Source organism: Streptomyces sp. NPDC001502, from assembly GCF_042894785.1.
In the GTDB taxonomy this organism is placed as follows: Bacteria; Actinomycetota; Actinomycetes; order Streptomycetales; family Streptomycetaceae; genus Streptomyces; species Streptomyces kutzneri.
Window position 1 is genome coordinate 91,457 of record NZ_JBIAVW010000025.1, and the last position, 12,474, is coordinate 103,930.

Annotated in this window: 12 protein-coding genes; 10 read left to right on the top strand and 2 right to left on the bottom strand. The window is 68.4% G+C overall.

All coding sequences use genetic code 11. The annotated features are described in order from the left end of the window. On the top strand, window positions 1-897 hold the full coding sequence (locus ACFY0D_RS33225; protein ID WP_030016358.1) for a tRNA (adenine-N1)-methyltransferase: 897 nt from the start codon (window positions 1-3) through the stop codon (window positions 895-897). A gap of 179 nt (window positions 898-1,076) precedes the next feature. Beyond that, a complete protein-coding gene (locus ACFY0D_RS33230) occupies window positions 1,077-1,688 on the top strand; it encodes a hypothetical protein (protein ID WP_390801650.1) in 612 nt (203 codons plus the stop codon). Between the two features lie 4 nt (window positions 1,689-1,692). Here the strand turns inward: ACFY0D_RS33230 and ACFY0D_RS33235 are convergent, their stop codons facing one another. Further along, a complete protein-coding gene (locus ACFY0D_RS33235) occupies window positions 1,693-2,013 on the bottom strand; it encodes a ferredoxin (protein WP_030016354.1) in 321 nt (106 codons plus the stop codon). A gap of 264 nt (window positions 2,014-2,277) precedes the next feature. On the opposite strand from ACFY0D_RS33235, the gene arc reads away from it, so the two are divergent. From arc to prcA, 6 genes are all read left to right on the top strand, one after another. Continuing rightward, on the top strand, window positions 2,278-4,044 hold the full coding sequence (arc, locus tag ACFY0D_RS33240) for a proteasome ATPase (RefSeq protein WP_390801651.1): 1,767 nt from the start codon (window positions 2,278-2,280) through the stop codon (window positions 4,042-4,044). Between the two features lie 266 nt (window positions 4,045-4,310). After that, complete coding sequence (dop, locus tag ACFY0D_RS33245; RefSeq protein ID WP_390801652.1) at window positions 4,311-5,822, top strand: depupylase/deamidase Dop; 1,512 nt, start codon at window positions 4,311-4,313, stop codon at window positions 5,820-5,822. Between the two features lie 189 nt (window positions 5,823-6,011). After that, window positions 6,012-6,224, top strand: coding sequence for a ubiquitin-like protein Pup (locus ACFY0D_RS33250; RefSeq protein WP_030016348.1), 213 nt, complete (start codon window positions 6,012-6,014; stop codon window positions 6,222-6,224). A 70-nt stretch (window positions 6,225-6,294) separates the two neighbouring features. Continuing rightward, window positions 6,295-6,870 carry an endonuclease VII domain-containing protein gene (locus ACFY0D_RS33255; RefSeq protein ID WP_390801675.1) on the top strand — a complete coding sequence of 192 codons (576 nt, stop codon included), beginning with the start codon at window positions 6,295-6,297 and terminating at the stop codon, window positions 6,868-6,870. Beyond that, complete coding sequence (gene prcB, locus ACFY0D_RS33260) at window positions 6,822-7,661, top strand: proteasome subunit beta (protein ID WP_390801653.1); 840 nt, start codon at window positions 6,822-6,824, stop codon at window positions 7,659-7,661. Before ACFY0D_RS33255 ends, prcB begins: the two co-directional genes overlap by 49 nt. Before the next feature lie 46 nt (window positions 7,662-7,707). Then, window positions 7,708-8,472: a proteasome subunit alpha gene (gene prcA, locus ACFY0D_RS33265; protein WP_301372204.1), complete on the top strand. Its 765-nt coding sequence runs from the start codon at window positions 7,708-7,710 to the stop codon at window positions 8,470-8,472. A gap of 81 nt (window positions 8,473-8,553) precedes the next feature. Here prcA and ACFY0D_RS33270 read toward each other — a convergent pair whose 3' ends face one another. Then, complete coding sequence (locus tag ACFY0D_RS33270) at window positions 8,554-9,552, bottom strand: LacI family DNA-binding transcriptional regulator (protein ID WP_390801654.1); 999 nt, start codon at window positions 9,550-9,552, stop codon at window positions 8,554-8,556. A gap of 144 nt (window positions 9,553-9,696) precedes the next feature. Between ACFY0D_RS33270 and ACFY0D_RS33275 the strand changes: the two genes are divergently transcribed. Further along, window positions 9,697-10,959 carry an MFS transporter gene (locus tag ACFY0D_RS33275; RefSeq protein ID WP_390801655.1) on the top strand — a complete coding sequence of 421 codons (1,263 nt, stop codon included), beginning with the start codon at window positions 9,697-9,699 and terminating at the stop codon, window positions 10,957-10,959. Window positions 10,960-11,087: 128 nt separating this feature from the next. Then, complete coding sequence (gene pafA / locus ACFY0D_RS33280) at window positions 11,088-12,449, top strand: Pup--protein ligase (protein WP_030016332.1); 1,362 nt, start codon at window positions 11,088-11,090, stop codon at window positions 12,447-12,449. Window positions 12,450-12,474 lie beyond the last annotated feature (25 nt).

Sequence of the window (12,474 nt, forward strand, 5' to 3'; positions counted from 1 at the left end):
ATGTCCGAACCGACCGGTGCCGCCCGCCGACGCGGGCCCTTCGAGGTCGGGGACCAGGTACAGCTCACCGACCCCAAGGGCCGCCACTACACGTTCACGCTCGAAGCCGGGAAGAATTTCCACACCCACAAGGGTTCCTTCCCGCACGACGAGCTGATCGGTGCTCCCGAAGGCAGCGTTGTCCGCACCACGGGCAACGTCGCATACCTCGCGCTGCGACCCCTGCTCCCCGACTATGTCCTGTCCATGCCCCGCGGCGCCGCCGTGGTCTACCCCAAGGACGCAGGCCAGATCCTGGCCTTCGCCGACATCTTCCCCGGCGCACGCGTCGTGGAAGCGGGAGTGGGCTCCGGCTCCCTGAGCAGCTTCCTGCTGCGCGCCATCGGCGACCAGGGCATGCTCCACAGCTACGAGCGCCGCGCGGACTTCGCCGAGATCGCCACCGCCAACGTCGAACGCTACTTCGGCGGCCCCCACCCCGCGTGGCAGCTGACCGTCGGCGACCTCCAGGACAACCTGTCCGACACGGACGTCGACCGCGTCATCCTCGACATGCTCGCCCCCTGGGAATGCCTGGAAGCCGTCTCCAAGGCCCTGGTCCCCGGCGGCATCCTCTGCTGCTACGTGGCCACCACCACCCAGCTGTCCAAGACCGTCGAGTCCATCCGCGAGATCGGCTGCTTCGCCGAGCCGCAGCCGTGGGAATCGATGATCCGCAACTGGCACGTGGAAGGCCTCGCCGTCCGCCCGGACCACCGCATGATCGGCCACACCGGCTTCCTCGTCACCGCCCGCCGCCTCGCGGACGGCGTCGAGCCCCCCATGCGCCGCCGCCGCCCCGCCAAGGGCGCCTACGGCGAGGACTACGACGGCCCCGGCAGCGACCGCTCCGCATAACGGCCCCGCAGACCCAACACAAAGGCGCTGTGGCACAGTTCCCCCGACCCACCCGGGAACTGCGCCACAGCGCCTTTTCGTTGTCCCGTGCACCAGCCCCGGACCCAGCCGTTCCACCTCCCTGTGAGGTGTGGCACGATGCTGGCTCCTCGTCACCCTTCGCACAGGAGACACCCCGCGTGCCGCACAGCCACGCCGAGACGGCCCCGCTCCCGCACACCCTGGAGCACAGCCGCACCAGGCCCGTCCACTGGCTCGCCACGGCCACCGCCATGGCAGCCGTCATAGCCGCCGCAGGACTCGTACAGCCCGCCACCGGCACCCCGGCCACCGACACCACCGCGAGCACCGCGGAAACCCCCGCGAAGGGCCCCCAGGCCACCGCACCCGACCCGGCAGGGGTCACCTACCCCCTCGACTGCAAGGGCGCCCCGCAGACCGTCACCACCAGCGCCCAGGGCGACCTCGACGGCGACGGCCGCCCCGAGACCGTCGCCGCCGTCCGCTGCGACGCCGGCTCCGGCACCCCGCCCCACGCGATCTACGTACTCACCCGGGACCGGGCCGACGGCGCCCGCCCCCGCGTCGTCGCCACCCTGCTCGACAGCGCGCGACGACAGACCGCCACCGAGCTCACCGTGCGCGACGGACTCGTCACGGCAACCCTCGTCGGCTACTCCTCACCCGACGTACCCCGCTACAGCCCCGACACGAAACAGCTCGCCAAGTGGCGCTGGCACGACGGAAAATTCCGCCAGGAGCTGACGGACTCGGCCGCCAGGAGTGTTTGAAGCGTCACTCCGCGTCGGGACCGAAGACCTCCACCCTGTCCGAAACGCGCCTCACATGAATGCAGTCCCCCGGACATTCCTTCGCCGAGTCGACCACGTCCTGGAGCAGCGTCAGCGGAACCGGAGTGGTCGCCCCCGCGTCCTGCAGCAGCTCGTCCTCCGGGCTCTTCACGTACGCCAGACCATCGATGTCCAGCTCGAACACCTCAGGCGCGTACTGCACGCAGATGCCGTCCCCGGTGCACAGGTCCTGATCGATCCAGACCTCAAGCGGCTCGCCGGCCTCGCCGCCGCCGCCCGTCGGAGCCTCCTGCTGCACGGTCATATCTCCTGCCGTTCCCTGCGCTGAGTGATCCATCCCGGTCACAACCCGCAGCAAGTCGCGCGGGCCCTGACGGGTGTTGAACAGTTCGACCTTACAACCGGCTGCTTCCCGAGTTTGATGGGTGGGTATTTCCTTGGCGTGAGGGAGTACGCAAGGGTGAAGATCGGACACACCTCTACCGTCTTTGTGATCTAGGGGTTTCAATCACCACCAGCCCAGGTAGGGTCAGGAAGCGTCCAGCTCCCCTTGGAGGAGGTGAGGACCGTGGCAGCCCACGACGACGACATCAACCGCGGCATCCGGCCCGCGCGAGGGTCCGAGGACCCCGCCGGCCAGGTTGCCTATCTCGAGCAGGAAATCGCCGTCCTGCGACGAAAGCTCGCCGACTCTCCGCGACACACGAGGATTCTCGAAGAGCGGATCGTCGAGCTCCAGACAAATCTGGCCGGCGTATCCGCACAGAACGAACGACTCGCGAATACCCTCCGTGAGGCCCGAGACCAGATCGTGGCCCTCAAGGAAGAAGTCGACCGGCTCGCACAGCCGCCGGCCGGTTTCGGTGTCTTCCTGCAAGCGAACGAGGACGGCACCGTCGACATCTTCACCGGAGGCCGAAAGCTCCGCGTGAACGTCAGCCCCAGCGTCGACCCGGAAGACCTCCGGCGCGGCCAGGAGGTCATGCTCAACGAGGCCCTCAACGTGGTCGAGGCCATGGAATTCGAGCGGGCCGGGGACATCGTCACCCTCAAGGAGATCCTTGAGGACGGCGAGCGCGCCCTGGTCGTCGGGCACACCGACGAGGAAAGGGTGGTGAGGCTCGCCGAGCCGCTCCTGGACATCACCATCCGCCCCGGCGACGCCCTCCTGCTCGAACCCCGCTCCGGCTACGTCTACGAGGTCGTCCCCAAGAGCGAGGTCGAAGACCTCGTCCTCGAAGAGGTCCCCGACATCGACTACGACAAGATCGGCGGCCTGGGCGACCAGATCGAGCTGATCCGCGACGCGGTCGAGCTCCCGTACCTCTACCCCGACCTCTTCAAGGAACACGAACTGCGGCCCCCGAAGGGCATCCTGCTCTACGGCCCGCCCGGCTGCGGCAAGACGCTCATCGCCAAGGCCGTCGCCAACTCCCTTGCCAAGAAGGTCGCCGAGGTGACCGGACAGGCAGCAGGAAAGTCCTACTTCCTGAACATCAAGGGACCCGAACTCCTCAACAAGTACGTCGGCGAGACCGAGCGGCACATCCGCCTCGTCTTCCAGCGTGCCCGGGAGAAGGCGAGCGAGGGCACCCCCGTCATCGTCTTCTTCGACGAGATGGAATCCCTCTTCCGCACCCGCGGATCCGGAGTCAGCTCGGACGTGGAGAACACCATCGTCCCCCAGCTGCTCGCCGAGATCGACGGCGTGGAAGGCCTGGAGAACGTCATCGTCATCGGCGCCTCCAACCGCGAGGACATGATCGACCCGGCCATCCTGCGCCCCGGCCGGCTCGACGTGAAGATCAAGATCGAGCGCCCGGACGCCGAGGCCGCGAAGGACATCTTCGCCAAGTACCTCAAGGCCTCGCTGCCCCTGCACACGGACGACCTGTCCGAACACCAGGACTCCAGGGACGGCACCGTCCACAGCATGATCCAGACCGTCGTCGAGCAGATGTACGCCGAAACCGAGGAGAACCGCTTCCTTGAGGTCACGTACGCCAACGGCGACAAGGAAGTCCTCTACTTCAAGGACTTCAACTCCGGCGCGATGATCCAGAACATCGTCGACCGGGCCAAGAAGATGGCGATCAAGGCCTTCCTCGAACACAACCAGAAGGGCCTGCGGGTCTCCCACCTGCTCCAGGCCTGCGTGGACGAGTTCAAGGAGAACGAGGACCTGCCCAACACCACCAACCCGGACGACTGGGCCCGCATCTCCGGAAAGAAGGGCGAGCGGATCGTATTCATCCGCACCCTCGTCACCGGAAAGCAAGGCGCGGACACCGGACGCTCCATCGACACGGTGGCGAACACCGGTCAGTACCTCTGACAAAGCGGGGCGGCTGCGGATGCCCACCCCGGGCATCCGCAGCCGACTGCTTTACCCCACCGCATTGCCGGCCGCTTTTCAGCCGGTGACGAGGCGGATCCAATGACGGAAATGATCTCCCCACGAGCGCGCAGTGGTTCTAGGCTCTTCCGTACCGCCGGACGCGCAGTGCGGGGACGGGCACCGCACAGGCACACGCACCGGAGCACCAGCGGTACTTGAGCGCCGCTCCCGAAAGGGGAGCGCCGCCGGGCAAGGAGGGCCGCATGACCGTACGGCGAGTAATGGGGATCGAGACGGAGTACGGGATCTCCGTCCCGGGGCACCCGAACGCCAATGCCATGCTCACCTCATCCCAGATCGTCAACGCATACGCGGCGGCGATGCACCGGGCGCGACGCGCCCGCTGGGACTTCGAGGAGGAGAATCCGCTGCGGGACGCCCGCGGCTTCGACCTCGCCCGCGAGGCCGCCGACAACAGCCAGCTGACCGACGAGGACATCGGCCTCGCCAACGTCATCCTCACGAACGGCGCACGGCTCTACGTCGACCACGCACACCCCGAATACAGCTCGCCCGAGATCACCAACCCGCTCGACGCCGTCCTCTGGGACAAGGCCGGCGAGCGGATCATGGCCGAGGCGGCCGTCCGCGCCGCCCAGCTCCCCGGCGCCCAGCCGATCCACCTCTACAAGAACAACACCGACAACAAGGGCGCCTCCTACGGCACGCACGAGAACTACCTGATGAAGCGGGAAACCCCCTTCTCGGAGATCGTGCGCCACCTGACCCCCTTCTTCGTCTCGCGACAGGTCGTGACCGGCGCGGGACGCGTGGGCATCGGCCAGGACGGCCGCGAACACGGCTTCCAGATCAGCCAGCGCGCGGACTACTTCGAGGTCGAGGTCGGCCTGGAGACCACCCTCAAACGCCCCATCATCAACACCCGCGACGAGCCGCACTCGGACGCCGAGAAGTACCGCCGGCTCCACGTGATCATCGGCGACGCCAACCTCTCCGAGATCTCCACGTACCTCAAACTCGGCACGACCGCACTTGTCCTGTCCATGATCGAGGACGGGTTCATCAACGTCGACCTGGCCGTCGACCAGCCCGTACGCACCCTGCACCAGGTCTCCCACGACCCGGACCTGCAGCACCTGATCACGCTGCGCAGCGGCCGGACACTGACCGCGGTGCAACTGCAGATGGAGTACTTCGAGCTGGCCCGCAAGTACGTGGACGAACGTTTCGGGTCCGACGCGGACGAGCAGACCAAGGACGTGCTGGCCCGCTGGGAGGACGTGCTGGGCCGGCTGGAGAGCGACCCGATGAGCCTGTCGGGGGAGCTGGACTGGATCGCCAAGAAGGAGATCCTGGAGGGCTACCGGCGCCGGGACGGGCTGAACTGGGACGCGGCGCGGCTGCACCTGGTGGACCTCCAGTACTCGGACGTACGGCCCGAGAAGGGCCTGTACAACCGCCTGGTGGCCCGCGGCAAGATGCAGCGCCTGGTGGAAGAGCCGGCGGTGGAGCGGGCTCAGAGCAAGCCTCCGGAGGACACCCGGGCGTACTTCCGCGGCCGCTGCCTGGAGCAGTACGCGGACGACGTGGCCGCGGCGTCCTGGGACTCGGTGATCTTCGACCTCCCCGGCCGGGACTCGCTCCAGCGGGTCCCGACGCTGGAACCCCTGCGGGGGACCCGTAACCACGTCAAGGAGCTCCTGGACCGCTGTCGCACGGCGGAGGACCTGGTCCGGGTGCTTTCGGGGCAGTGAGCGGGCCTGAAAGGCCTCCGGTCCGGGAATCATGAAGAGAACCGGACGTTGTTCCGCGACCTTTTGAACAAGTGCGGGGACGAATGTCGGACCCTCCCTATAGGGTCCGACGTAGGGTCTGATCTTGAGAGATCCCGAATCCCGGGGTCTCTCGACATGAGCGTGCGAACCGAGCGGGGTGAGGTAGACATGGCGACCAAGGACACCGGCGGCGGACAGCAGAAGGCGACGCGCTCGACCGAGGAGGTCGAGGAGGCGGCGGTCGAGGAATCGACCGACCTCAAGGAGCGCCAGGAGAAGCTCTCCGACGACGTCGACTCCGTACTTGACGAGATTGACGATGTCTTGGAGGAGAACGCCGAGGATTTCGTGAGGTCGTTCGTGCAAAAGGGTGGCCAGTAGGGCTCGCTGGATTCATATAGCCTTCGAATTGAAGGTTGGGGGCGGGGTGGCCGAAGCGGCGCCAGAAGGCATGAAGTGCTGCTCGCGGTGCAAACGCGTTCAGTTGTGCGAGGCCTTCGCAAGTAATCGCGCGATGCGGGACGGTCTGCAGGCGTACTGCCGTGAATGCCAGGCCGAGCATTACAAGCAGAAGCAAGAGGCGAAGGGGCGGACGGTGCGGGTGAAGGTACCTGTGCCGTCCGGCCACAAACGGTGCCCCCAGTGCGGGGAGATCAAGCCTCACTCGCAGTGGGAGCGTAACAAGACGAGTTCGGACGGCTGGGCCAGCTACTGCAAGGAGTGCCGAGCTCAACGGAACCGGGCCTCGTACTTCAAGCGCCACTACGGCATCACCGAAGACGAGCGTGACGCCATGATCGAGGCCCAGGGCGGGAGCTGCCTGCTCTGCCGGAATGCTCCTGCAGAACATGTGGATCACGATCATCCGACGGGTAAGGTCCGAGGCGTACTGTGCTTCAGCTGTAACGCAGCCCTGGGGCAGTTCAAGGATCGGCCGGACGTCATGAGGCGTGCAGCCGCTTACGTGGAAGGAAACCTGTGGAACCCAACACTCGTAGCACAGGGCGTCTACCGGCAGCCTTCCTGACGCCGGGGTCGTCGTCCTTCATGGACTTCCTGGGCGCGCACTCGCCCGAGATGCTGCCCGGCAACCGCAGGCTGCCGGAAGGCGTGATCGAGGCGCCGCACGGGACGACCATCGTCGCCGCCACCTTCCCCGGCGGGGTGGTCCTCGCCGGTGACCGGCGGGCGACCATGGGGAACATGATCGCGCAGCGGGACATCGAGAAGGTGTTCCCCGCCGACGAGTACTCCGCCGTCGGTATCGCCGGTACGGCCGGCCTGGCCGTGGAGATGGTGAAGCTGTTCCAGCTGGAGCTGGAGCACTTCGAGAAGGTGGAGGGGACGACCCTGTCCCTGGAGGGCAAGGCCAACCGGCTCTCCACCATGATCCGGAGCAATCTGGGGATGGCCATGCAGGGCCTGGCCGTCGTGCCGCTGTTCGCGGGCTTCGACGAGGCCAAGGAGAAGGGCCGGATCTTCTCCTACGACGTGACCGGCGGCCGCTCCGAGGAGCACGGCTACGCCGCCACCGGTTCCGGTTCGATCTTCGCCCGGGGCTCGATGAAGAAGCTCTACCGTCCCGATCTGACGGAGGAGCAGGCCACCACCCTGGTCGTCCAGGCGCTGTACGACGCCGCCGACGACGACTCGGCGACCGGTGGGCCGGACCTGTACCGCCACATCTACCCGATCGTCACCGTGATCACGGACGAGGGGTTCCGCAGGCTGACCGACGACGAGTCGCAGGAGCTCGCCCGTACGGTCACCAACCGTCGGCTGGAGCAGCCCGACGGCCCGCGCGCCGCCCTGCTCTGACCATCCGTCGCCCCGTAGGAGCCCAGAAGAAAGGGACGGACAGCCGGTGTCGACTCCGTTCTATGTGTCACCCCAGCAGGCCATGGCCGACCGGGCGGAATACGCCCGCAAGGGCATCGCCCGCGGTCGCAGCCTGGTCGTGCTGCAGTACGCCGACGGCATCGTGTTCGTCGGCGAGAACCCGTCCCGTGCGCTGCACAAGTTCAGCGAGATCTACGACCGGATCGGCTTCGCGGCCGCCGGTAAGTACAACGAGTACGAGAACCTGCGGATCGGCGGTGTGCGGTACGCGGATCTGCGCGGGTACACCTACGACCGTGACGATGTGACGGCCCGTGGGCTGGCGAACGTCTACGCGCAGACGCTCGGCACGATCTTCTCCTCGGCGGGTGAGAAGCCGTACGAGGTGGAGCTGGTGGTCGCGGAGGTCGGTGCGACGGCCGCGGGTGACCAGATCTACCGGCTTCCGCACGACGGGTCGATCGTGGACGAGCACGGTTCGGTCGCGGTCGGCGGCAATGCCGAGCAGATCAGTACCTTCCTGGATCAGCGTCACCAGGACGGGATGACGTTGTCGGAGGCGTTGAAGCTGGCGGTGCAGGCGCTGTCCAGCCAGGCCAACGGCGCGGACAAGACGATTCCGGCGGAGCGGCTGGAGGTCGCGGTGCTGGACCGTACGCGGGCGCAGCAGCGCAAGTTCAAGCGGATCCGGGGCCGGCAGCTGGCGCGGTTGCTGGAGGCGGATGTGACGGCGGCGGTGCAGGCCGATGCCGTGTCGAACGACGAGGCGCCGGAGGACGACGCCGAGTAGTCGCCGTGTGTGCGGGGCCCCGGTTCGCCGTTCTCGGCGGGCCGGGGCTTCGTCGTGTCCGGGCACGCGTCCCGGGTGCGGTCAGGGGGCGGGGGCGGGGCCCGTGGAGGCGCGGACGACGAGGCGGACGGGGATGTCGGGGGCGGTCCAGGGGGTGCCTTCGAGGACGGCGAGGAGGGCGGTCATGCCCTGTTCGCCGACGCGTTCGGCGGGGAGGTGGACGGTGGTGAGTTCGGGTTCGACGGCGGTGGCGAGGGCGAGGTCGTCGAAGCCGGTGACGGAGAGGTCCTCGGGGATGCGCAGGCCGAGGCGGCGGGCGGCCTTGCAGGCGCCGGCGGCGAGGATGTCGTCGTCGCAGACGATGGCGGTGGGTCGGTCCTGGGGGGTGGCCAGGGCGGCCTCCATGGCCGTGCGGGCGGCGTCGACGGTGAGGGGGGCCCGTACGGTGCGCAGCTCGGTGTCGGGGCCCAGGAGGGCGGTGAGGGCTTCGGCGCGGGTGTCGAAGGTCCAGGAGTCGACGGCGGAGGCGAGGTGGAGGAAGCGGCGGTGGCCGTGGGCCAGGAGGTGTTCGGTGACCTGGCGCATGCCGTCGGCCATGGCGAGGTTGACGTGGGCGGCGGCGGTGTCGGCGGCGGGGTCGCTGTCGAGCATGACGAGGGGGAGGGCGTTGCCGCCGATGGCGTCGAGGGTGTGGGCGGCCATGGAGGAGGCGATGACTCCGTCGAGGGCGGCGCGGGCGGAGGCGAAGGGGTCGCGGGCGGGGCCGGTGCCGTCGGGGGAGGGGTAGAGGACGACGCCGAAGCCGTGTTCGGCGGCGACGCGGGCGGCTCCGGTGTAGACGCGGGCGAAGAATTCGTTGGTGAGGGCGGGGACGACGAGGAGGGCGGTGCGGGTGGTGCCGAGGCGGAGGTTGCGGGCGGCGAGGTTGGGGCGGTAGCCGAGGCGGGTGGCGGTTTCGCGGACGTGTGTGGCGGTGCGTTCGGAGACGCGGCCGGGCCATTTGTCGCCGAGGACGAGGGAGACGGTGGCCTGGGAGACCCCGGCGGCGGTGGCCACGTCGCGGCTGGTGGGTCTCGTCACAGGGTGCTCCTGAAGTGCGAGGTCGGGGGTGTGGGCGGGTCTGCGGGGTGGACCGGCGGACTGCGGCCATGGTACGTATGACAGGTCTAGTTATACGTATTACTTGGGTACTCCCCGGCGGGATCCGGGCAGAAGGGGGCCGACATGGCCGCGGGATACGCGGAGCTGCTGAGGACCAGGCACGCCGCGAGGCTGCTGGTGGGCACGCTCGTGGGCCGGCTGCCCAATGCCACGGGGCCGATCGCGATCGTGCTGTTCACGCGTGCCGAGGGCGGCAGCTACAGCCTGGCGGGGGCGCTGGCCGCCGTCTACGGGCTGGCGAACGCGGTGGGTCAGCCGCTGCTGGGGCGGGCCGTGGACCTGTTCGGGCAGCCGCGGGTGCAGCTGCCGGCCGCGGTGGTCTCGGCGCTGGGCATGGTGTGGCTGGCGCTCGCGGGTACGGGGTCGGCGGTGGCCGCGTACGCCGCGGTGGTGGTCGCGGGGCTGTTCACGCCGCCGCTGGAGGGCGGGCTGCGGGCGCTGTGGCCGGGGGTGCTGGGCGGCCGCGAGGAGAAGGTGCACGCGGCGTACGCGATGGACGCGGTGGCCCAGGAGGTCATGTTCACCGTCGGTCCGCTGCTGGTGACGCTGTTCGTGGCGATGTGGTCGCCGGCGGGGGCGCTGCTGGCGCTGAACGCGATCGGTGTGCTGGGTGCGCTGTCCGTGGTGGTCAGTGAGCCGTCCCGGAAGTGGCGTTCGGCGCCGCGGGAGGCGCACTGGCTGGGGGCGCTGCGTTCGCGTGGGCTGCTGGCGCTGCTGGGTGCGTTCTTCTTCGTGGGCATGGCGCTGGGTTCGATCACCGTGGCGGGTGTGGCGTACGCGGATGATCACGGCGGTCAGGCGGTGTACGGCTGGCTGATGGCGGCGCTGGGGCTGGGCGCGCTGATCGGTGGTGTGTTCTACGGTGCGCGGCAGTGGGCCGGTGCGCCCGAGCGGCGGCTGCGGCTGCTGGTGGCGCTGCTGGCGGTCTGCTATCTGCCGCTGATGCTGGTTCCGGGCGCGGTGGCGATGACGGGGCTGTCGGCGCTGGCGGGTGTGTTCCTGGCGCCCGCGCTGGCGTGTGCGTTCATCGTGGTGGACCGGCATGCTCCGGCGGGCACGGTGACGGAGGCGTTCTCGTGGCTGGTGACGTTCTTCGGGGTGGGTGCGGCGATCGGTACGGCGGCGGCGGGGCCGGCGGTGGAGCTGGGCGGTACGGCGGCGGGCTTCGGTGTGGCGAGCGTGGCGGGCTTTTCGGCGCTGCTGGTTCTGATGGTCACTCAGCGGGTGCTGGCGACGGGTGGGCGCAGTCGCGCGGTGGCGGGCTCGTCCGGCGGTGTGCCGGAGGGCTCTTCTGACGTGCCGTCGGAGGTGCCGTCGGCGTCCTGATCGGTGGGTGCGCCGGATGGGCCGATCGGGCCGTGATCGGGGCGTCGATGGGCCCGCTGCGGGGGGCTGATCGAAATGGCGCTCCCGAACCCGGTTTCAGAAGAGGGCAGAAGGCGTAATGTTCAGTCATGGACCGCCGCATTTTCGGGCTGGAGAACGAGTACGGCGTCACGTGCACGTTCAGGGGACAGCGCCGACTGTCTCCTGACGAAGTGGCGCGCTACCTCTTCCGCCGTGTTGTGTCATGGGGCCGCAGCAGCAATGTCTTCCTGCGGAACGGCGCCCGCCTGTACCTCGACGTGGGTTCGCATCCGGAATATGCAACTCCCGAATGCGACAACGTGACCGAGCTGGTCACTCACGACAAAGCAGGCGAGCGCATTCTCGAAGGTCTGCTCGTCGACGCCGAACGCCGCCTGCACGAGGAGGGAATCGCGGGCGACGTCTATCTCTTCAAGAACAACACCGACTCGGCGGGCAACTCGTACGGCTGCCACGAGAACTACCTGGTGGCCCGGCACGGGGAATTCTCCCGCCTGGCGGACATTCTCATTCCGTTCCTTGTCACGCGGCAGCTGATCTGCGGCGCGGGCAAGGTGCTGCAGACGCCGCGGGGTGCGGTCTACTGCGTGAGTCAGCGGGCCGAGCACATCTGGGAGGGCGTCAGCTCTGCCACGACCCGTTCGCGGCCGATCATCAACACCCGGGACGAGCCGCACGCGGACGCCGAGCGCTACCGCAGGCTGCACGTCATCGTGGGTGACTCGAACATGTCCGAGACGACCATGCTGCTCAAGGTCGGGGCCACCGACCTGGTGCTGCGCATGATCGAGGCGGGCACGGTGATGCGGGACCTGACCCTGGAGAACCCGATCCGGGCGATCCGTGAGGTCAGCCACGACATCACGGGTCAGCGCAAGGTGCGCCTCGCGAGCGGCCGGGAGGCCTCGGCGCTGGAGATCCAGCGGGAGTACTACGACAAGGCGGTGGACTTCGCCGAGCGCCGGGGGATCCGTACCGGCGTGGTGGACCAGGTGCTGGAGCTGTGGGGTCGCACGCTCGACGCGATCGACGCGGAGGACCTGGACCGGATCGGGACCGAGATCGACTGGGTCATGAAGTACCAGCTGATCGAGCGGTACCGGGCCAAGCACAACATGACCATGTCGAATCCGCGGGTGGCTCAGATAGACCTCGCGTATCACGACATCCACCGCCGGCGCGGGCTGTACTACCTGCTGGAGCGCAAGGGGCAGGCGGCGCGGATCTGCAACGACCTGAAGATCTTCGAGGGCAAGTCGGTGCCCCCGCAGACGACGCGGGCACGGTTGCGCGGGGACTTCATCCGCCGGGCGCAGGAGCAGCGGCGGGACTTCACGGTCGACTGGGTGCACCTGAAGCTCAATGACCAGGCGCAGCGGACGGTGCTGTGCAAGGACCCGTTCCGGTCGGTGGACGACCGGGTGGAGAAGCTGATCGCGGGCATGTAGGACCCGCAGAGTGACCGCAGTGTGA

Coding starts and splice junctions, on each gene's coding strand:
- pafA (WP_030016332.1), top strand. CDS start 11,088: ATGGACCGCCGCATTTTCGGGCTGGAGAACGAGTACGGCGTCACGTGC.
- ACFY0D_RS33275 (WP_390801655.1), top strand. CDS start 9,697: ATGGCCGCGGGATACGCGGAGCTGCTGAGGACCAGGCACGCCGCGAGG.
- ACFY0D_RS33250 (WP_030016348.1), top strand. CDS start 6,012: ATGGCGACCAAGGACACCGGCGGCGGACAGCAGAAGGCGACGCGCTCG.
- ACFY0D_RS33255 (WP_390801675.1), top strand. CDS start 6,295: ATGAAGTGCTGCTCGCGGTGCAAACGCGTTCAGTTGTGCGAGGCCTTC.
- ACFY0D_RS33235 (WP_030016354.1), bottom strand. CDS start 2,013: ATGACCGTGCAGCAGGAGGCTCCGACGGGCGGCGGCGGCGAGGCCGGC.
- ACFY0D_RS33225 (WP_030016358.1), top strand. CDS start 1: ATGTCCGAACCGACCGGTGCCGCCCGCCGACGCGGGCCCTTCGAGGTC.
- dop (WP_390801652.1), top strand. CDS start 4,311: ATGACCGTACGGCGAGTAATGGGGATCGAGACGGAGTACGGGATCTCC.